Origin of the sequence: Streptomyces sp. S.PB5, assembly GCF_030403745.1 — a bacterium.
GTDB lineage: Bacteria > Actinomycetota > Actinomycetes > Streptomycetales > Streptomycetaceae > Streptomyces.
Genome location: NZ_JAQMWP010000012.1, coordinates 1 through 21,311 on the forward strand (window position 1 = coordinate 1; position 21,311 = coordinate 21,311).

8 protein-coding genes and 1 pseudogene are annotated in these 21,311 nt (G+C 75.0%); 3 read left to right on the top strand and 6 right to left on the bottom strand.

Going from position 1 to position 21,311, the window contains the following annotated elements; genetic code table 11:
- Positions 1–532 (top strand): annotated as a pseudogene (locus PH203_RS29410) (2-oxoacid:ferredoxin oxidoreductase subunit beta); the annotation flags it as partial.
- A 4-nt stretch (positions 533–536) separates the two neighbouring features.
- Complete coding sequence (locus PH203_RS29415) at positions 537–1,286, top strand: methylmalonyl-CoA mutase family protein (RefSeq protein WP_289923680.1); 750 nt, start codon at positions 537–539, stop codon at positions 1,284–1,286.
- A gap of 44 nt (positions 1,287–1,330) precedes the next feature.
- On the opposite strand, the gene rsgA is transcribed toward PH203_RS29415, so the two are convergent.
- From rsgA to PH203_RS29430, 3 genes are read right to left on the bottom strand one after another with little or no spacing between them, the layout of a single operon-like run.
- Complete coding sequence (rsgA, locus tag PH203_RS29420; protein ID WP_289923682.1) at positions 1,331–2,407, bottom strand: ribosome small subunit-dependent GTPase A; 1,077 nt, start codon at positions 2,405–2,407, stop codon at positions 1,331–1,333.
- Positions 2,404–2,592 carry a hypothetical protein gene (locus PH203_RS29425; RefSeq protein ID WP_289923683.1) on the bottom strand — a complete coding sequence of 63 codons (189 nt, stop codon included), beginning with the start codon at positions 2,590–2,592 and terminating at the stop codon, positions 2,404–2,406. The genes rsgA and PH203_RS29425 overlap by 4 nt, the downstream gene beginning before the upstream one ends.
- Positions 2,589–4,358 carry an alpha/beta fold hydrolase gene (locus PH203_RS29430; RefSeq protein WP_289923684.1) on the bottom strand — a complete coding sequence of 590 codons (1,770 nt, stop codon included), beginning with the start codon at positions 4,356–4,358 and terminating at the stop codon, positions 2,589–2,591. The genes PH203_RS29425 and PH203_RS29430 overlap by 4 nt, the downstream gene beginning before the upstream one ends.
- Before the next feature lie 253 nt (positions 4,359–4,611).
- Between PH203_RS29430 and PH203_RS29435 the strand changes: the two genes are divergently transcribed.
- A complete protein-coding gene (locus PH203_RS29435; protein ID WP_289923685.1) occupies positions 4,612–5,361 on the top strand; it encodes a 2OG-Fe dioxygenase family protein in 750 nt (249 codons plus the stop codon).
- 25 nt (positions 5,362–5,386) lie between these two features.
- On the opposite strand, the gene PH203_RS29440 is transcribed toward PH203_RS29435, so the two are convergent.
- The 3 genes from PH203_RS29440 to PH203_RS29450 are packed head-to-tail and all read right to left on the bottom strand — an operon-like array spanning position 5,387 to position 21,299.
- Positions 5,387–8,539, bottom strand: a complete 3,153-nt coding sequence (locus PH203_RS29440) for an amino acid adenylation domain-containing protein (RefSeq protein WP_289923686.1) — start codon at positions 8,537–8,539, stop codon at positions 5,387–5,389.
- Complete coding sequence (locus PH203_RS29445; protein WP_289923687.1) at positions 8,536–14,283, bottom strand: non-ribosomal peptide synthetase; 5,748 nt, start codon at positions 14,281–14,283, stop codon at positions 8,536–8,538. Before PH203_RS29445 ends, PH203_RS29440 begins: the two co-directional genes overlap by 4 nt.
- Positions 14,280–21,299 (bottom strand): non-ribosomal peptide synthetase, encoded by a 7,020-nt coding sequence (locus PH203_RS29450; protein ID WP_289923689.1) that lies wholly within the window; start codon positions 21,297–21,299, stop codon positions 14,280–14,282. Before PH203_RS29450 ends, PH203_RS29445 begins: the two co-directional genes overlap by 4 nt.
- Between the last annotated feature and the right edge of the window lie 12 nt (positions 21,300–21,311).

Below are 21,311 nucleotides of genomic sequence, written 5' to 3' on the forward strand. Positions count from 1 at the left end.
CGCGGAGGCGTCCTTCGTGGCCCGCACGGTGGACTCCGACCGCAAGCACCTGACCGAGGTCCTGCGCCAGGCCGCCGCCCACCCCGGCACCGCGCTCGTGGAGATCTACCAGAACTGCAACATCTTCAACGACGGCGCCTTCGAGGTGCTCAAGGACAAGCAGCAGGCCGAGGAGGCGGTGATCCGCCTGGAGCACGGCCGGCCCATCCGCTTCGGCGCCGAGGGCGCCAAGGGCGTCGTCCGCGACCACCGCACCGGCGACCTGGAGGTGGTGACCGTGACCGAGGAGAACGAGGCCGACCTGATGGTCCATGACGCCCACGCCACGTCCCCGACCACGGCCTTCGCCCTGTCCCGGCTGGCCGACCCCGACACCCTCCACCACACCCCGATCGGCGTCTTCCGCGACGTCGAACGCCCCGTCTACGACACCCTGATGGCCGACCAGCTGGATACGGCGATCGAGCAGAACGGCAAGGGGGATCTGGCGACGCTGCTGGCCGGCGGCGACACCTGGACCGTCGTCGGCTGACGCGATGGACCACATCCTCGCCACGGCCGGCGCGTTCAACGCCCGCTACAAGCAACTGCTCGCGAACGGCACGACCGACCTCTCCGTCACCTTCGACCGGCCGACCCGGCGGGGCCTGGACTCCGACGCACCGGGCGCGAGCGGCGAGGTCGGCAGGGCGGGGGTGGCGATCGACTCGCTGGACGACATGCGGGTGCTGTTCGCCGGGATCCCGCTGGACAAGGTGTCGACCGCGCTGCGGATCGACGCCCCCGCGGCCGTCCTGCTGCTCCTGTACCAACTGGTGGCCGAGGAGCAGGGCGTGCCGGCGGACCGGCTGACCGGCACGATCCCCGACTGCGTACCGGGGGAGTGCGTCGCCCCGGGCCCGGCCCTCTTCCCGCCCGGGCCCGCACTCCGTCTGACCGCCGACCTCGTCACCTACGGCAGGACCGAACTGCCCAACTGGACCACGCTCGCGCTCTGCGGCCACCCGGCCGCGGCGGACGGCGTGGAGGCGGCGGCCGGCGACTGCGAGCCGCTCCGGGACCCCGCCGTCGAGGCCCGGCAGGCCGAACGCCTGGCCAAGCTGCGCGCCTGGCGGTGCCGCGAGCGCGTGACGGACACCCTGCTGCTGGTGCAGAAGGCGGCGGCGGGGACGGACAACGTCCTGTACCCGATGAAGGACGCTCTCGCCGCCGGGGCCACCGTCGGCGAGGTCTGCGACGCCCTGCGCGAGGTGTGGGGCACATACGCCCTGACGGACGCCTGCTGAGGTGACCTCGGCGCCGGACGAGGCATCGGCCGGCGCCGAGGATCTCAGCGGTGCGGGCGCTTCTTCAGCGCACGGGCGCGGGTGCGGATGCGCTGCTTGTCCTCGGCGCGGGCACGGGCGTCCTGACGCAGCTCCAGCATGCGCTGCTCGCGGCGCAGTTTGTGCCAGTTGCCGAGGCGGTCCTCGTCCAACTCGCCCTCGTCGACCGCGCCGCGCACGGCGCAGCCCGGCTCCGCACCGTGGGTGCAGTCCCGGAACTGGCACTCCCCGGTCAGCTCCTCGATGTCGCTGAAGGCACGGTCGATGCCCTCCTCGGCGTCCCACACGGCCAGACCGCGCATACCGGGGGTGTCGACGAGCAGTCCGCCGTCGGGCAGCGGGACGAGCTCGCGGTGCGTGGTGGTGTGCCGGCCCTTGAAGTCGCCGCGCACCTCCTGCGTGCTCAGCCGCTCGGCTCCGCTGAGGGCGTTGACCAGCGTGGACTTGCCGACGCCGGAGAGCCCGACCAGGGCGACCGTGCTGCCGGGGCCCGCGTAGGCCCGCAGCGCTTCGAGGCCCTCACCGGTGTGCGAGGAGATGGTGTGCACCGATGTCCCGGGGGCGATGCCCCGGACCTCGTCGGCGGCCGCCTCGGGGTCCGGATGCAGATCGGCCTTGCTGAGCACGACGACGGGCTGGGCGCCGCTCTGCCACGCCACCGCCAGATACCGCTCGATACGGCGCAGCCGCTGATCCCCGGTGAGCGCGACCACCACGAAGACGGTGTCCACGTTGGCGGCGACGATCTGGGCCTCGGTCCTGGCGCCGGCGCTGCCCCGCACGAACGCGGAGTGGCGCGGCAGGACCTCCTCGACCCGGTCGTCCGCCACCACGACCCAGTCGCCGGTGGCGAGTCCGGGACCGCCGAGGCGGGGCTGTTCGGGCCGGAACACCCGGGGCGCGGGAGCGGCCCGTACCGTGCGGTCGGCGAGGAGCACGGTGCAGGCGCCCCGGTCGACCTGCCCGACCCGGCCGGGCGAGGCGCCCGGGAAGATGTCCTCGTAGCCGCCCTCGTCCCAGGCGGCGGCCAGCTCGGGCCGCCAGCCGAGGGATTCGAGTCCGCTGAAGTCGACGTCGCTCAACGGGCCTCTCCCGGCTCGGTGTCGGAGCCGCCGGCCGGGGCCTGTGCGGTGTCGGCGGCCGGGGCGGCCGCCTTCGGGGCGGGCTTGCCCTCGCAGCCGCAGCCGCCGCGCTGGACCGTGAACCGGCGGCGCGGGGCGGGCGTTTCGGGGGTGGCCGGTTGCTGTGGGGTGGTGTTCTCGCTCATGTTCCCGCTTCCGTGTGGGGCCGGGTGCCGACCCGGTGGTGGACGAAGGTGATCTGGGTGGTGATCGACTCGGCGCCGAGGCCGGTGTGGGCCGTACGGTGCCCCATCGCGCGGTAGTGGACCTCGACGTCGGCGCCCCGGCCGCGCAGCGCGGCGACATAGTTCTCGACCTGCCGGGGCGGACAGCGCGGGTCCTGCTCGCCCGCGAGCACGAGCAGGGGCGCACGGACGGCGCCGGCATGGGTCAGCGGGGAGGCGGCGGCGTACTTCTCGGGCACCTCCGCGGGGCTGCCGCCGAACATGGCCCGGTCGACCCAGCGCAGCCCCTCGAGTTCCTCCTCGTAGGCGGCGACATAGTCGCCGACCGGGTTCTCGGCCACCCCGCAGGCCCACAGACCGGGCTGGGTGCCGAGCCCCAGCAGCACGAGGTAGCCGCCCCAGGACCCGCCCGCAAGGACACAGCGGCCGGGGTCCACGAGCCCGTCGGCGACGAGACGGGCGCGGACCGCGGCGACATCGGCGAGTTCGGTGTGGCCGACGGAGGCCCGCTGCGCCAGCCGCCAGCCGCGGCCGTTGTCGCCGGAGCCGCGGTAGTTGACGCGTACGACGGTGTAGCCGGCGTCGTTCCAGGCGGCGGCCGCGGGCAGATAGGCGTCGCCGTCGGCGGCGTGCGGACCGCCGTGCAGCAGGAACACGGCCGGATACGGGCTGCCGTCGGGCTGTCGCTCGTCCCGCCCGGTCGGGGCGCTGACGTAGGCGGGCACGGGCCCGCCGGGACCCTCGGCGAGGATCTCCCGCACCGGCGAGGCGGGGCGGAACGTCCGCGGCGCGCTGAGCAGTTCGGTGCCGGCGGCGTCGTACAGGACGGGTGAGGAGGCCGCGGAGGAGAACGTGTACCAGTGGCCGCCGTCGGGTCGGGCCGCGACCTCGTGGACGGTGCCGGGCGGAGTGGTCAGCGCGGTCGTGCGTCCGTCGGACAGGGTGTGCCGGAGGAGTTCGCTGCGGCCGTGGTGGCGGTGGTGGATCAGCAGGGCCCGGCCGTCCGGGTAGAACTGGGCCCGCACCTCGCCGGGCAGCGAGGTGGCGATCTCCTGGACCTCGCCGGTGCGAGGGTCCCACAGCAGGGGTGCGCGCACGCCCTGGCGTTCATGGGTGGCGAGGACACGGTGCCCGCCGGGCTCGAAGGGGTGGCCGAAGGCCGGGACCTCGATGCCGCTTTCGGGCCAGTCGCACAGGTCGCCGACGGTCTCGCCGTCGAGGGTGACGGCGCGCAGGGCGGGCCGCTGGGGGTCGCCGCGCTCGGCGTGGACATAGAGCACGAGGCTCTCGTCGTCGCTGATCCCACCGACATAAAGGGGGTTGGGGCTGAGCCGGAGCGGTTCCACGGCGTCGGCGCCGGGCCGCATCACATACATGCCGTATCCGCCGTCGGGCTCGCCCACCGCGGACACCGCGACCCCGGACCGGCCGAGCGCGAGCCCTTCCGGTGAGCCGCCGGGCATACCGGGCAGCGCGGGAACTGCGGGGCCGCCCCGCAGCGGCGAACGCACCCAGTGCCCCTGCTCGCTGCCGTCGTCGTCCCGGTACCACCAAAGCCGCCGCCCGCGCGGGTCGACCAGGCCGAGCTCCGCGCCGTGGGCCGCGTCGGTGAGCTGCCGGAAGGCGCCCGTGGCGATGTCCCACAGATAGAACTGCGCGGTCCCGCTCGCATTCCCGCGGACCGCGCACACCCCTGGCCGCTCACGCCCCCACACGGGCAGCCCCACCGAGGGCACCGCGCAGCGGTCCGCCGGACTCGACTCCGCTTCTAGTACCCCGCTGTATAAAGTCACCACGCCATTATGTGGAAAGAGGATCGAGCCCGGGAAGAGCCTCAACGGAATATGTCCGAAAGGGAGTCGAGCCGTTTATCCGTGGGCCACTCCTGGGGAATTCCCTGCAATTTTTCTCCATATTCGGGTAATGGGTGGCACCGGAATTCGAGGCCTCGTCGAACGCATCGCGTGCAAGGAGAACATCGTGCAGCCTGTGATCGACCGTGGCCGGGCCGCGGCCCTGGCCGTCGATGCCGACATCGTCGGGGAGGTGCGCCGCAAGGGCTATCTGACCGTGCCCGGCGGCGCGTTCCGCACCGCCGACTGGGCACCGGCACTGGCCGGACTGCGGGCCGCGTACGGGGATCTGGTTCCGGACGCCTATCTCGCCGACGGCGGCGCCTACCGACTGCGCCGTCACGTGCGCTACCGCTACCGGGCCGCGCGTGAGGCGCTGCTGCCCGAGCGGCCCGGACCGTACCTCCAGAGCGCCGAGGTCAACCCCTTCGCCGGCGGCGTACCGCGGCACTTCGCCCCGGTGCCGCCCGAGGTCCGCGACAATCCGTTCCTGCACGCCCTGCTGCTGCGCAGCGTGCGGGTCTTCGCCCACGGCTCGGCGCCCTGCGACTGGGAGGTGGACGTCCACCTCGTCCGTATCCGGGCACAGGCCGACGAGATCGGGCTGCCCTCGCCCGAGGGTGTGCACCGTGACGGCTTCGACTTCATCTCCCTGCACCTGATGGACCGCCGCCGGGTCCTGGGCGGCCGCAGCATCATCTGCGCCGCCGACGGCACACCCATCGAGAACCCCCTGCTGGCCGAGCCGATGGACTCGCTGTACGCCGACGACCACCGCATCCTGCACGGCACCGAGCCGGTGCGCCTGGACCCGGCGGCCGGCGCACCCGAGGGCCACCGGGACATGCTCCTGACGAGCTACCGCCGCACGGACTGACCCCGGGCCACCGGCCCGGGCCCCCTCAACTCCCCTCGCGTCCCTGCCCGCTTGCCGCGCCCCAGTCGAACCCGGCGAAGCCCGCGAGGGCGGGCGCGGCGGGGGCGGGGATCTCCAGGGGTACGACGTCCTCGGCGCCGGCGCGAGCGAGCGCTCCGGCCAGCCGGCACACCCGGCGGGCGAGGGCCGCGGCGGTGCCGGACTCGTACAGGTCCCGGTCGTACTGGAGGGTCAGCCGTGTCCCCTGCGCGTCCCTGCCGAACTGGAAGGACAGATCGAACAGCCCGTCACGCAGCGGCACCGGACCACCCGTCAGCCGCAGCAGCCCGGCGGCGTCGATCTCGTCCCACAGCGTGACCCATACGTCGAAGAAGGGCCCGCGTCCGGCGACCCGCGGCGGCGCCAGCGCACGCACCACCTCGTCGAAGGGCAGCGCACCGTGGTCGAGCGCCCCGACCACCTTCCCGGCCAGCCCGTCCAGGAGCTGTCCGCAGGTGAGGTCAGGGCGGACGGAGGTGCGCAGGGCCACGGTGTTGATGCGGCAGCCGATGGTGCCGCCCCTGCGGTGACTGACCGCCGTGCCCAGGCAGATGTCCTCGGCGCCGGTGCTGTCGTGCAGCGCGAGGGCGACGGCCGCGGCCAGCGGGGTGAACAGCGAGGTGCGCCGGGAACGGGCCAGGTCCTCGAGAGCGCTGGTCGTCTCCGGGTCCAGCTGCTCGATGCGGACCGCGGTGCGGCGGCCGGGGGCCGGGGTGCGCGGGTGGTCCACGGCCAGCGGGACCGGCTCGGGGAAGGGGGTCAACTCCCTCTTCCAGTAGTCGAGTTCGCGCCCGGACGGCTGAGGATCGGGAGAGTCGTCGGCGGGTGCCGGAGGCAGCGGACGGCCCTCGACCAGGGCGTCGTGGCACGCCACCAGGTCGGCGGCGGCGATCTCCAGGGAGAGCTGGTCGGCGACGGTGTGGTGCAGTACCAGCAGCAGATGGCAGTCGCCCGGCGTGCGGATCAGCGTCGCCCGCAGCAGCGGGCCGCGCGCGAGGTCGAACGGCTCGTGCACCAGGCGCTCGACGAGAGCCTCCCGCTGCGCCGCGTCCGCTGCCGTCTCCACGGCGAGCTGCGAGGCCTCGGTGCGCAGCCGGGGCACCGGCTCGCCGCGCACCTCACGGAACACCGTGCGCAGTGCCGGATGCCGGGTCTGCAGCGCTGTTACGGCATCGGCGAGGGCCTGCGGTTCGAGGGCGCCGGTGCACCGCAGGAGCAACGGCACGTGGTACGCGGTGTCGTGAGCACCGCGCAGCTGTTGTTCCAGCCACAGGCTGCGCTGCACGGGCGTCGCGGGGGAGCCGCCGGCGGGCGCGGCGGCGGGCGGGGCTTCCGGCCGACCGGCGGGTTCGGCCGCCGAACGCGGGGCCAGCCGGGCCGCGAGGGCGGCCGGAGTCGTCGCCTCGAACACATCCCGTACGGCGACCCTGATGCCGAGCCGGTCGGCCGCGGCCTGGGCCAGCGCGGCCGCTTTGAGGCTGGTCCCGCCGCTGTGGAAGAAGTCGTCGGTGTCGGCGACAGGGCAGCCGAGCACGTCCCCGAACAGCTCCCGCAACCGCGGCCGCAGCGCACCGCCCGCCGCTTGCGCGGCCTCCTCCTGCACCGCCTCGGGTGCCGCCGGCAGCCCACGGGAGGCCAGTTCACGGCGGTCGATCTTCCCGTTGGGCGTCTCCGGGAGCCGGTCGCAGACGGCCACGGCCGCCGGGACCATGTAGTAGGGCAGACGCTCCGCGAGCCGGTCGCGCCAGTCGCCCGGCAGCCCCTCGCCACGCGTCACCACATGTGCCACGAGCAGCGGTTCAGGAGTGCCGCCGGGCACCACGACGGCCGCGGCGGCGATCCCCGGCAGCGCCGCCAGCGCGGCCTCCACCTCGCCCGGCTCGATCCGGAACCCCCTGATCTTGACCTGCCGGTCGGCCCGGCCACGGAAGTCGAGGGTGCCGTCGGGGCGGTGGCTGACGAGATCGCCCGTCCGGTAGAGACGGGCGCCCGGCCGCGGGTCGGACGGGTCGGCGACGAACCGCTCCGCATCGAGTTCGGGACGCCCCACATAACCGCGTCCCACGCCCACGCCGCCCACGTACAGCTCACCCACCGTGCCGGGGCCGACGGGCCGGCCCTGCTCGTCGCGGACGTGATAGCGCAGATTCGCCAACGGCCGCCCCACCGTGGGCGGTTCACCCGCGGCGCCCGGCGGGCAGCGATGCCAGGACTGGAACACGGTGGCCTCGGTCGGCCCGTACACATAGAACAGGTCACGGCCCGCGCCCCAGCGGTCCACCAGCGCCTGGCAGAACGCCTCGCCGCCGGTCACCACGGTCCGTACGACAGCGAAGTCGGCGGGGTCCAGCTGGGCGAGGAGCGCGGCGAGCAGGAACACGGTGTCCACCTCGCGGTCCCGGACCAGGCCGGCGAGCGCGTCGGCGGAGGCGGCCGGGGCGTCGAAGGGGACGACGGCGGCGCCCGCCCACAGCGCGGCGAAGATCTCCCACACCGAGACGTCGAAGCCCGGCCCGGAGAACTGCAGCACCCGGCGCCCCGGCCCCAGTCCGAAGGGCTCGGCCGTGGCCGCCAGCAGATTGACCAGGCTGCGGTGCTCGATGCCGACGCCCTTGGGGCGGCCGGTGGAGCCGGAGGTGTGAATGACGTAGGCGAGGTCGCCGGGGGCGGCCGGACAGTCCGCGGGACCCTGCCCGGCGGGGAGTTCGTCGAGGTCGAGCAGCACGTTCCGCCCGTCCGGGACCAGGCCGGTGAGGTCGGCCGTGGTGACGGTGAGGTCGCCGGGCACGTCCTCGGCGATCCCGGCCAGCCGGGCCCGCGGATACCCGGGGTCCAGCGGCAGATAGGCGGCGCCGCAGCGCAGTACGGCGAGCAGCGCGACGACCAGCTCCGCCGAGCGCGGCAGACAGACCCGGACCACGCTCCCGGGGCCCGCCCCGAGAGCGGCCAGGCGCCCGGCGAGGGTGTCGGCCAGGGCGTGGAGTTCGGCGTGGGTGAGCGTGCGGTCGCCGGTGATCACGGCCGGGAGCCCGGCCCAGCCGGCCGCCCGCTCCCGCAGCAGCTCGGCGACGGTGCCGTCGGGGACGGGCGCCGCGGTGTCGTTGAGTCGCGCGAGCACCTCCTCCCAGTCGCCGCTCATGCGCGCTCACCCGCCGCCGCGCCGCTCCGCGTGTCCGCGGGCTGCCGCCACGGGACGTCCGGGTCCCGCAGCAGAGCGTCCAGAGCCCGGCCGTAGCGGGCGACGAGGCCGCCGGCCGTCGCCGGGTCGAAGAGTTCCCCCTTGTAGGTGAGAACGCCCTCGACGTCGTCGGGTCCGGCCCGCAGGGACCACACCAGGTCGAACGCCGTGGCGGTCGGGCGGACGGCGGCGGCTTCGCTGTCGGGTGCGAACAGGCCGCCGGGCCGCGGAGCCGCCTCCTCCTGGGCGACGACCAGGACCTGGCTGAGCCGGGCGCGGTCGATGCCGTACTCCCGCTCGGCGAGGTCACCGACCGCGGCGAGATCCGTGCCGGCGTGGGTGTGCGCGTCGAGCAGCGCGTCGGCGACCCGCCGGGCCAGCTCGCGGTGGGTGCGGGCACCGCCGGTGTCGACACGCAGCACCGCGGTGCTGGTGAGCGGTCCGACGACGGTGTCGAGACCGGGCCGGTCACGGGTGCTGAGCACGGTCGCGAGCCACACCTCGGCACGGCTGCCGGCATCCTGTCCGAGCGCCGCGGTCAGCGCGGTGAGCGCGGCGGCGAAGGGGGTGAGGCCCGCGTCCCGCGCGAACCGCCCGGCCCCGGGCGCCGGCAGCACGAACGGCAGCTCGGTCGGGATCAGCGCCGCACGCACCAGCCGGGGCCGGTCGTACGGCAGCGACAGCTCGGGCGGCGGGGACGCGAAGGCGCGCCGCCACTCGTCCAGCGCGCCCGCGTCCGGGACCCGGGTCCGCTGCCAGCGGGCCACGTCCGCCAGCCGCAGCCCGCCCGGCGCCGCGGAGGAGGGACGCCGCCCGGCCGTGAACGCGGTGTAGGCGTCCTCCACCTGCCCGACGATCAGCTCCATGGAACGGCCGTCGACGGCGATGTGATGGACCGCCAGGAGCAGCACATGCGCATCGGCGGCGAGCCGCACCAGCCGGGCGCGCACGAGCAGGCCGGCGGCCAGGTCGAAGGGCTCGCCGACATGCCGCTGGGCGATCTCGCGCAGCGCCGCGACCCGGTCGGCCTCCGCCAGGGTGCTCAGGTCCTCCTCGTGCCAGGAGACCCGCGGCACCGGCAGCCGGTGCCAGCGGGGTTCCTCGCCGTCGGTCACCAGCCGGCTGGAGAGGGCGTCGTGCCGTCCGGCCGTGTCCTCGACCGCCTCGCGCAGCGCGTTGGCGTCGACGGGCCCGGTGCGCAGCGCTTCCAGAACGGCGAACGCGCCCTGCGGGGCCCCGTCCTTGAGGGACCGCCAGATCTCGTACTGCTCGCCGCTCAGCGGCGCCGGCCCGTCGACGGGACCCGGGACCGGCCCTGCGTCGGCGGGCACGGCGACGGGACCGGGTGCGGAGTCCCGTACGACGGCCTCGGCGATGGCGGCCGGTGTGCGCAGGTCGAACACGAGCCGGGGCGACACCTCCCGGCCGAGCCCGGCACGCAGCTGCCCGGCGACCGCGATCGCGTCGATCGAGCCCCCGCCCAGCTCGAAGAAGTCCTCGTCGGGCCCGGCGGGTCCGGCCAGCCCGAGGCACTCGGCGATCGCCCGGCCGACGACGGCGACGGTGTCGGAGATGTCGGCGCCACCGGAGCCGTCGGCCACCGGTTCGGTGTGCTCGCCGCCGGTGACGATCTCGATCGTGGCCGGCACCCAGGCGGCCGGCAGGGCACGACGCACGAAGGCGGCGAGGGACTGCGGGGTGAGGGAGCGCCCGGGAAGCGCTGTGACCCGTGCGTGATCCGCGGACGTCAGCTCGGCCTCGGTGACGAAGGGGTGCTCCAGCAACCGCAGTTCGGTGTCCGCCGCCGCCGCGGGCCGGCCGGCCGGCCCGCGCAGGACGAGGCTTCCGTCCTCCCGTCGCACCGCCGCGAGACCGGTGGGCCCGTCGTCGCCGTGCAGTGCGCCGGGCACCCCGATGGGCACGCGCCGCCCGGCGGCGTCCACGACACTCCGGCCCGCCTCGTGGCGGTCGAGGTCGGCCTCCTCGAACGCGGGCAGGGGAGTGTCGCTGAGGCTGCGGGAGGGGTGCCCGGCGGCCCGGGTGAGCAGATCCGCCCAGTGCCCGAGCAGCCGCCGCACACGGGCCGCGCTGAACAGCACCGTGTCGTACTCGGCGGTCAGGCCGAGACCGTCACCGGAGTTGTCCAGATGGAAGCTGAGCTCGAACTCGCTGGCGTCGTCGGCGAAGGGCTCCCGCCGCACGGTGAGCGAGGCCCCCGCGTCGAACTCCTCGCCGGTACCGGCGGCGCCGGGCTCGTCGGCCGTGAACATCACCGTGAACAGCGGGGTGCGCCCACCGTCGCGCGCGCCGGGCAGTTCCTCGACGAGCCGGTCGAAGGGATGGCCACGGTGGGTCAGGGCCCCGCCGACGGCGGCACGCACCCGTGCGGCGGCCTCGGCGAACGGAGCGTCGGCCGGCAGTTCCACGCTGAGGACGACGGTGTTGAGGAACGGTCCGAGCACTTCGCCGTCCCCGGGACCTCGGGCGGTGACGGGCGTACCGACGAGCATCCGCGGCTCACCGGTGAACCGCTGCAGCAGCCAGCCGAGCGAGGTCAGCCCCACGGTGAACACACTGCTGCCCAGCTCACGGGCGAGCGCCCGCACCTTCCCACCCGCCTCGGCGGACAGCCGTACGGTCTGCACACCACCGGGCCCCGCGGGCGCCCCGCGTTCACCGTCGGCCGGCAGCAGGGGATACGGCAGCGGCCCCGCCAGCCGCTCGTGCCAGTAGCCACGGTCGGCCGCACCCTCCGGCCCGGCCAGCCGCTCGTTCTCGCGGGCGATGTGCTCGACGTACCGTCCGACGACGGGCGCGGGCGCGGGCGTACCCTCGCGCTGCGCCCGGACCCGGGCGAGCAGTCGACGCACCAGCGCGGCGGCGGACGTGCCGTCACAGACGATGTGGTGCACGGTCAGGACGAGGACGGAGCTCGTCGGCGACAGGGTCAGCAGCGCGGCCCGCACGGGCGGTTCGTACTCTAGCGCGAACGGCCGGGAGGCCAGCCCGCGCACGGTCTCGGCGACCCGCTCCGGCGTCGGGTCGTGCTCCAGCGGTACCACCGTCAGCGGAGGCCGGTCACCGGGAACGAAGCGCTGCCGTGGCTCGTCGTCGCGTACGAAGAAGCGCGCACGCAGCAGTTCGTGGTCGGCGGCCTCGTCGGCCAGGGCCCGGGCGATCTCGTCCGGCTCCAGGGACCCTTCGATGCGCAGCACATCGGTCAGATGGTGGATGGTCGCACCGGGCCCGCCGAGCCGGGTCAGCGTCCACAGCCGGCGCTGCGCGGCGGACAGCGGGTGGTCGGAGGGCGAGGCGCTGTCGGACGAGCCGGGGCTCGCGGGTGCATCGGTACGGCGCCGGATCGCGGCGCATATCTCGGCGACCGTGGATCCGTCGAACAGCTCGTCGATGTCCAGCCGGAGTCCGTACCGCTCGTCGAGGGCACCGACGAGGTCGACGGTGAGCAGACTGTGCCCCCCGAGTACGAAGAAGTCGTCGTCGGAGCCGGCGTGCTCCACTCCGAGCAACTCGCAAAAGAGCCCGGAGACGATGTCTTCCAGCTCCTGGTCGGGGCCGGGCGCGACGGGCTCCGACGGCTCGGCCGAGCACTGACCACCCGTCGTCGTACGTTCGGCACGGTCGGCGAGAGCCTGGCGGTCGACCTTGCCGTTCGTTGTCAGCGGGACCTCGTCCAGGCCCAGAACCCGGTCCGGGACCAGGGGCGCGGGCAGGGTCTCGACGGCCGCGGCACGGACCCGTCCCGGATCGTCGGCCGCTGCCCCCGTGACCCAGGCGACGAGCGAGGCCTGCCCGTCCGCCCCGGGCACGACCACGGCGACGGCAGTGGCGACACCCGGGATGGCCCCCAAGTGGGCCTCCACGTCCCCCAGTTCGACCCGGTTGCCGCGGATCTTCACCTGGTCGTCGACCCGCCCGAGGAACTGCAGCGTCCCGTCCCCCTGCCACCAGCCCCGGTCGCCGGTCCGGTACCGCCGGCCTCCCGGAGCGTCGCCGTCACGCACGAACGCCGTGGCGGTGGCCTCGGGGCGCCCGAGATACCCGTCGGCAAGGCCGGGCCCCGCCAGCTGGATCTCCCCGGGAAAACCGGGCGGCACGGGCCGGCCCGCCCCGTCCAGCACCGACAGGGCCGTATTGCCGATCGGCCGCCCGATCGGAGTGCCGTACAGAGGATGCCCCGGGTAGTCGAAGGCGGTGGCGCCCACGGAGTTCTCGGTGGGCCCGTACTCGTTGACGAGCCGGGTGCCCGGCAGTGCCAGCCGGTGCCGGGCGACCAGCTGGTCCGGCATGGCCTCGCCCGCGACGGTGACCAGACGCAGGGTGCCGGCCGCGGCGAGCGCGTCGATGACACCCCGGTACAGACTCGGCACGAGGGTCACATGGGTCGCGCCGTGCCGTTCGGCGAGCGTCCGCAGATGGGTGCCGTCCAGCCGCCGGTTGCCCTCGACGAGCACCAGCCGCCCGCCCGAGCCGAGCACCGAGAACACGTCGGAGACGGAACTGTCGAAGGACAGCGCGGGGATCTGCAGCAGACAGGTCGCGGGGGACAGCGCGTGGTACTCGTCCTTCCAGGCGAGATAGCCGCAGATGGCCGAGTGGCGTACGACGACTCCCTTGGACTGCCCGGTGGAGCCGGACGTGTAGATGACGTACGCCGGGTCCTCGGGCAGCGGGGGCGGCGGGACCACGCCGTCCTCGGGCCCGCCGGGTGCGGCGAGCTCGGCGGCCGACAGCACCGCCGTGCCGGTGGTCTGCGCGAGGGTGCGGGCGAGCGCGAGGTGGGCGGGCTCGGCGACCAGCGCCGCCGCGTCGACGTCGGCGAGCACCGCCGCGAGCCGCTGCGCGGGCTGCGTGGGGTCCAGGGGCACGTACGCGGCGCCGGAACGGACCGTGCCGAGCAGCGCGCCGAGCGCGTACCGCCCCTTGCCGACGAGGAGCGCCACCCGGGCGCCGCGCCCCACACCGTGCCCGGCGTGCAGCCTCCGGGCGACGCGCAGCGACTCGGCGCGCAGTTCGTCATGGGTCAGGACCCCGTCCGCGGTCACCACGGCAGTGCCGGAGCCACCCGTACGGGCCCCGCGCTCCAGCCGCTCCACGAGCGTGCTCGGACCGGCCGGGGGTGCGAAGCCGCCGTGCCCGAAGGCGTGCACGGCGTCCCGGTCGGCGTCGCTCACCAGGGTGAGGTCCGCGAGCGACCGGTCCGGTGCGCCGAGCTGAGCGACGAGATGATCGACGGTCCGCAGCAGACTCTCGACGAACCAGCCCTCGAACCGCCCCGTGTCGAACTCGGCACGCAACACGCCCTCGCTACCGTCGAGTTCGAGCCGCAGCGCGGAATCCTCGGCACCGGCCGAGCCGGCGGGAACCGCCGTCCGCACCGCCGCGAGGAGGTCGGCGACGGTGAGCGCCGCGCCCGCCTCGACGCGTACCGCGGTGACTCCGTCCAGTACGACGGCGGGGCTGCCGGTGTCCTCGGCCGCCGTCGCCGCCAGCGCGGTCGCGGCGGCCAGCACCGTGCGACCGTCCGCCTCGGCCAGCACCGTACGGGCGGCGGCCGTCAGCGACAGCGTGCGCTCGGCCCGCCCCGGGGCGCCCGGCACGGACAACCGCGGCGAGAGTCCGGTGACCGCCACCCGCGCGGCGGCGGACACGGCGGTCGTGGGCATGGTCACGGGCTGGGCGGTCATGGCCGTACGCTCCCTGCGGTCTCAGCTGTGTCGATGTGCCACCGGTCGTGCGCGGCGAGGGTGTCCACCACCTCGTCGAGCAGCTCGGCGGCGGTGTCCGGGGTGAACAGGGCCGGATCGTGGACGAGTTCGAGGCGCAGCTCGCCGTCGCGGGCGGTGGCGTAGATCCTCAGGTCGTCGACGAGCGGCAGATGCGCGGGCGGCACCTGGAGGAACTCCCAGCCGTCGGTGGTCCGCTGCGAGAACTCCCAGCTGAGCCCGGCGTCGTAGACGGGACGCCGGCCCCGCGGCGGGCGCTCGACGAGCTCCGTCACGGTGATGTCGTACGGGAACCGCGCATGCTCGTACGCCTCCAGGACCCGGTCGCGGACCTGTGCTAGCAGCTCGGCGGTCGTGCCGGCGGCGCCGGGGGCGAGGCGCAGCGGCAGCGCGTTGACGAAACAGCCGACGACACCGGCGAGTTCGCTGCGGTCACGCCCGGCGGCGGGCGATCCGACGATGATCTCGGGCCCGCCGCCGTGCCGGTGCAGCACGCGCGTCCAGGCGGCCAGCAGCGTCATGAACGGGGTGGCTCCGGGCACGGTCCGCGCCGCGGTGTCGACGACGTCGAGGGGGACCGTGCGCACGGTCAGCGCCCCCGCCCGGGCGGGCCCGGCCGTGCGAGGGGCCGCGGACCGCAGGTCCAGGCGCGGCAGCGGTCCGCCCAGGGTGCGGTGCCAGTACGCGCGGTCCGCCGCGGCCTCGGGACCGGCGAGCCAGGCCGCCTCCCGCGCGGTCCACTCCCGGTACTGCAGGGCGGGCGGCCGCCCCTGCCACGGTTCACGGCCCGCGGCCAGTTCGTCATGGGCGTGCAGCAGGTCGCCCACGACGAGGTCGACGCTGTCACCGTCGTACACGATGTGGTGCGCGGTGACGACGAGGACGTCCCCGTCCGGGGCGCCGCGCAGCAGCCGGACGGCGAAGAGGGGACCCGTGGCGAGGTCGAAGACGGTCTCCTGGGCGGCACGCACCCCGGCGGTGACCGCTTCCGGGCCGGCCCCGGGACCGAGGTGTACGACCTGCAGCGCGGCCCCGCCCGGCAGTCGGTCCATGACGATCTGCCGGGCGACCCCGTCGACGACGGCGAAGCGGGTGCGCAGCACCTCGTGGCGGTCGGCCAGCGCGGCGACGGCCCGCCGCAGTGTGTCGGGGTCGAGGGCCCGGCCGGGGCGCACCGCGTCACTGATGTTCAGCGCGGTCGGCACCCGGCTGGAGCGCGCCGCGGCCCAGATGCGGCGCTGGGCCCGCGACAACGGCAGGACCGGACCGTCGAGAGCGGCGACACTCCCGGACTCGGGTGCCAGCGGCGCGGCGCCCGCCAGGTAGGCGGCCAGAGCGCGGACGGTCTGGTGCAGGAAGACGATGTTCAGCGGCACCCGGGTGCCGAACTCGTCCTGCAGCCCGGCCGCGATCCGGGCCGCGGTCAGACTGTGCCCGCCGAGGGCGAACAGCCCGGCGTCCGGGTCCGTGACCGGCTGTCCGAGCGCCTGCTCCCACACCCGGGCCACGCGCCGCTCCTGCGCGGTGAACCGCGTGGCGTCATCGCGGCCGGCCGTTGCGAGGCCGGGGTCGGGCAGCGCGCGGCGGTCGAGCTTGCCGTTCGGGCCGAGCGGCAGTTCGGCGATCTCGGCGTAGGCGGCGGGGACCATCGCCGCGGGCAGCCGGGCCTCCAGGAAGGCGCGCAGGGCCGGCGGATCGCAGCGGCCCACCACATAGGCGACGAGGGCGAGTTCGCCGGTGCCGGGCAGCGGCCGGGCGACGACCGCGCAGCGGCGCACCTCGGGGTGCGCGGCCAGTACGGCGGCCACCTCGCCGGGTTCCACGCGCTGCCCGCGGATCTTGACCTGGTCGTCGACCCGCCCGAGGAACGCCAGGTTGCCGTCCGCCCGGCGCACGGCTAGGTCGCCGGTGCGGTACATGACCTGCCCGGGGCGCACCGGGTTGGGCACGAAGCGGGCCGCGGTGAGTGCGGGCTTGCCGAGGTAGCCGCGCGCGACCCCGGCCCCGGAGACACAGAGTTCACCGGGTACGCCGATGGGACACAGGTCGCCGAACGGGTCCAGGACGTCGACGGCCTTGTTGGCGATGGGGTGTCCGATCAGCACGTCGGCGCCGGGGTCGGTGATGCGGTGGACCGTGGTCCACACACTGTCCTCGGTCGGGCCGTACTCGTTGTAGAGCACCGTGTGCGGCAGCAACCGGGCGTGGTGGGCGGCGAGTTCCTCGGACAGCCGCTCGCCGACCAGCACGATCTGGCGCACCGAGGTCAACTGCGGGGCGCAGCGCTCCAGCAGCAGCTGGTACAGGCTCGGCACCATCATGATGTGGGTGACGGCGTTGCGGCGTATCTCCTCGGCGACATGCTCGACGTCCAGCAGCCGCTCCTTGGCCAGGACGACGACACGGGTGCCGGCGATCAGCGCCGAGAAGATGTCGTTGACGCCGCTGTCGGAGTGCAGCGGCGGCACTTGCAGGACGGCGGCATCCTCGTCGAAGCCGTAGTAACCGGCCCGGTAGTGCACGGTGTTGACGATGCCCCGGTGCTCGACCATGACGCCCTTGGGGCGGCCGGTGGAGCCGGAGGTGTAGATGACGTAGGCGAGGTCCCTGGGCCCGGCCCGGCGGGCGGCGGGCGGCGCCGGAACGGGGGAGGGCGCGGGATCGCGCGGGTCGAGGACCGGCACCCCGGCGGCCGCGGCGGTGGCACGGGCGAGGTGGGTCCCGTCGGCCAGCACGGCGACGGCGCCGCTGTCGGCGAGCGCCAGGGCGAGCCGGTCCGCGGGCTGCTCCGGGTCGAGCGGCAGGAACGCGGCGCCGGTCCTGAGCACCGCGAGCACGGCGGCGACCATCCACTCGGTGCGCTCCATGACCACGGCCACGAGCCGTCCGGGCGCCGGGTCGGCGGCGGCGAGCAGCCGTGCGGCGAGCGTCTCGGCGCGGGCGTCGAGCTCGGCGAAGGTCAGCCGGGTCGCGCCGTGCACGACGGCGGTCCGGTCCGGTGTGCGGGCGGTCTGTTCCGCCACGAGATCGAGAAGCGTGGAGCCGTCGGGGAACGGAGCCGCGGTGTCGTTGACGTCGTCCAGCAGGTACCGGCGTTCGTCCTCGGGCAGCACCGGCGCCCGGCGCACCGGCGCGCCGGGGTCGGCGAGCAGTCCGGTCAGCAGGGTGAGGAGCCGCTCCCCGATGCGCTGGGCGGTGGTGCGGTCGAAGAGGTCGTCGGTGTAGGCGACCCACAGCTCACCGGGACGGTCCGCGGTGGCCTCCAGGAAGCTGAAGGCGAGGTCGAAGTCGCTGACGGGCGGGTCGAGTTCGACATGGCGCAGCCCCGGCGTGGCGGCGCCCGCGGCGACGGTCGTGCCGGACAGGGCGGTCTCCACCAGGACATCGAAGACCGGATTCCGGTTCGCCTCGCGCGGCAGCCGCAGATCCTCGACGAGCTGCTCGAAGGGGTACTCCGCGTGCGCCATCGCCTCTTGGCCGGTGGCACGCACCGCGCCCAGCAGGTCGCGGAAGGAGTGCTCGGGGTCGACGGGGGTGCGCAGCACGACCGTGTTGGCGAACAGCCCGACGGTCTCGGCGGCGCGGCGCCCGCTGCGGCCCGCGACCACCGTGCCGAGCAGGGCGTCGCTCTGCCCGCACAGCCGCAGCAGCAGCACGCGCACGGCCGCCACGATGCCCATGAAGGGGGTCGCGGCCGCCTCCCGGCAGGTCGCCGAGAGGGCGTCGGTGAGATGCGCGGGCAGCGGCAGACGCACCTTGCCGCCGGCGGAACCGCGCACGGCGGGCCGGCGCCGGTCGGTGGGCAGCTGCAGCGGATCGGGCAGCTCGGCCAACTGCCCGGTCCAGTACGTGCGGTGGGCCTCGCCCTGGGGCCCGGCGAGCCGGTCGGCGAGCGCATGCGTGTGCTCGGCGTACTGCGGGGCGGGCGCCGGCGCGGACGCGTCCGCGCGCAGCGAGTCCACCAGATCGCGCAGCAGCACGGCGTACGACCAGCCGTCGCACATGGCGTGGTGGATGTTGAACAGCAGTGTGCCGCCGTCCTGGTCGGGCAGCCAGGTCACCCGGGTGAGCGGCCCCTGGGCCAGGTCGAAGCGCCAGGCGCACTCACGGGCGTAGGCGTCCTCCAGTACCTGGCGGGGATCGGTGCCGTCCGGGACCGGCTCGACGGCGAGGACCCCGGCCGGCGCGGGCAGCACGATCTGCTCCAGCCCGTCCGGGCCGTCGCGCAGGACCGTCCGCAACGCCTCGTGGCGGGCGACGAGTTCATCGACACGGGCGGCGAGCAGACCGGTGTCGACTTGCGCACCGGGCTCGCCGGGGTTCTCTATGCGGTACGCCTCGACCATGTTGTACGGCGGCAGCGGCGAGTCGTCGAGGCGGTCCAGGAGCCACATCCGGCGCTGGGCGTTGGTGGCGGGCAGCGGTCCGGTGCGGGGTACGGCCGCGGGCGCCGTGGCCGCAGCGCCGGGACGGGCGCCGCGTTCGCGCAGGACGGCGGCGAGCGCGGCCGGGGTGCGCAGATCGAGCACATCGTGGATGGTGAGCGCGTCCGGCCGGTCGGTGGCCTCGCAGACGGTGCCGACCAGCTGGACGGCGGCGAGGCTGAGTCCGTCGACGGCGAAGAAGTCGTCCTCACCGGTGCGCGGCGGCTGCCCGAACACCTCGGCCCAGGCGTCGGAGACCAGCGCGTCGAGCGGGTCGGCGGGCCGCCAGCGCGGGCCGTCGGCGCTGTCCAGGCGGCCGAGCAGGGCGCGCTTGTCGACCTTGCCGTGCGCGGTCAGCGGCAGGGCGTCCAGGCGGCGCAGGGAGGCGGGCCGCATGTGCGAGGGCAGTTCCGCGCGCAGGGCCGCGACCAGCTCCTCGGGGCTGTCGGGGCCGGTGTACCAGGCATGCAGGGTGGTCTGCCCGTCCTTGACCCGCGGGACGACGACGGCCTCGGTGACCCCGTCCCGGCGTACGAGAGTCTGCTCGATCTCCCCGGTCTCCACGCGGTTGCCGAAGATCTGCACCTGGCCGTCGCCGCGGCCGAGGAACTCCAGTTCGCCGTCGGGCCGCCAGCGGCCGAGGTCACCGGTGCGGAAGACGGGCGCGTCGCCGGTGTGCGGTGAGGTGGTGAACCGGGCCGCGGTCGCCTCCTCGTCACCGAGATATCCCTCCGCCACCCCCGCACCCGCGACGAGGATCTCACCGCTGACGCCGACCGGGGCGAGCTCACCGGTGGGGGTGACGACGAGGACGCCGTACCCGGGCGAGGGGCGCCCGACCGGGACCCGGTCCAGGAGCTGCGCGATCCCGCCCGGCCGGATGTACATGGTGGCGTCGATGGTGGCCTCGCTCGGCCCGTACAGATTGGCGAACGTCCCCACCCGCAGCCGCCCGGCCGTGCGCCGCAGCAGCCCGCGCGGAATGGTGTCACCGCCCAGCAGCAGGTGCCGCAACGGCAGTTCGGCGTCCTCGGACAGTCCGCGCAGCAGCGCGGACAGCAGCCCCGGCACACAGTTGACGAGCGTGACCTCACCCTCGCGCACCCGCTGCCACAGGGCCGCGGGCTCGATGCGGTCGGGAGCCCCGACGGCGACCAGCGTGCCGCCGCTGAGCAGCGTCGCGAAGATCTGGAACGTGGTCGCGTCGGAGGTGATCGCGGAGAGCAGCGCGGTCCGGGTCGCGGCGTCGATGCCGATGGCCCGCGCACCGGTGAGCACCTTGTGGGCGAGCTGGTCATGACGCAGCGCGACCGGCCGCGGGGTGCCGGTGGAGCCGGAGGTGAAGAACACGATGGCGTCGTCGCCCGGCCCGGGAACGGCAGGACACGAAGGACCGGCCGGGACGGCGCGCAGCGCGTCGAGGTCCACCACGGGAGCCGGCAGCACGCCGTCGACGGCGGCCGTGGCCGCATCCGGGCCCTCGTCCTGGCCCGCGTCCGTCGCCCGCAGCACGAGACGGCTGCCGCTCAGCTCGGTGAGCAGGGTCAGCCTGGCTGTGGGATGACCTGGGTCGAGCGGCACGAAGGCCGCACCGGCCCGCAGCACCGCCAGGAAGGACACCACGAGACCGGCCCCGCGGTCGGCCAGCACGCCGACCCGGTCGCCGGGACCGATTCCGTACCGCTGCGCGAGCGCCCCCGCCACCCGCTCGACCTCCGCGGCGAGTTGACGGTACGTCAGGGACCGCCCCTCGCCGGTGACGGCGACGGAGTCCGGGATACGACGGCACTGCTCGGCCACGAGCGCGGTGAGGGTGTCGGGGGCGAACGCGCCCGGCACGGGCAGCTCGGCCAGCTCCTCCAGCTCGGCCCGCTGAGCGGCACCGAGGACGTCTAGCGCGCCGGCCGGACGGCGCGGGTCCGCGGCGAGCCCTTCCAGCACGGCGGCGACACAACGCGGCAGGACCGCGGCGAGCTCGGCGCTGCCCTGGGCGGTCAGCCGGATCTCGTCGGGCGTCTCCTGCACCACGGTCAGCACGGCGCCGGTCGGCGCCGCAGGCCGGCGGTCACCGTGCAGCGCGGGGCAGACGACCGACAACTGGTCCAGGACCGCGGGGTCGGCCGCCCCACTGGCCGCCAGCCGGGCGGCGAGCGCGGCGCGATCCGGCCACGGGTCGGCCGACGCACCGGCCAGCTCCCGGTACAGCGCCTCGACGAACGCGGTGGCGGGCGCGTCGGGGTCCAGCGGGGCGAGCAGCGCGAACTCCGCACCTTCGGCGGCTTGTTCACCGAACGCCGGGCACACCACCGGCACCCGGTGGGCACCGCCGAGCCCCGCGACGACGAGACGCACGGCGGCCACCGCAAGCAGCAGCAGCCCCTCGGGAGCACCCCCGGTCATGGCGTGCAGCGTCCGCGCGGCCCCGGACCCCACCAGCACGGCTTCGCCGGGCGGCTGCGGCCCGGCGTCCGCCGGTGCGGCCGGGGCGAGCAGCGGATCGGTCTCCGCGCCCTTCAGACGCGCTGGCCAAGGGGTTCCGGCGGCGTGGAGCACGGGGTGGTCCTC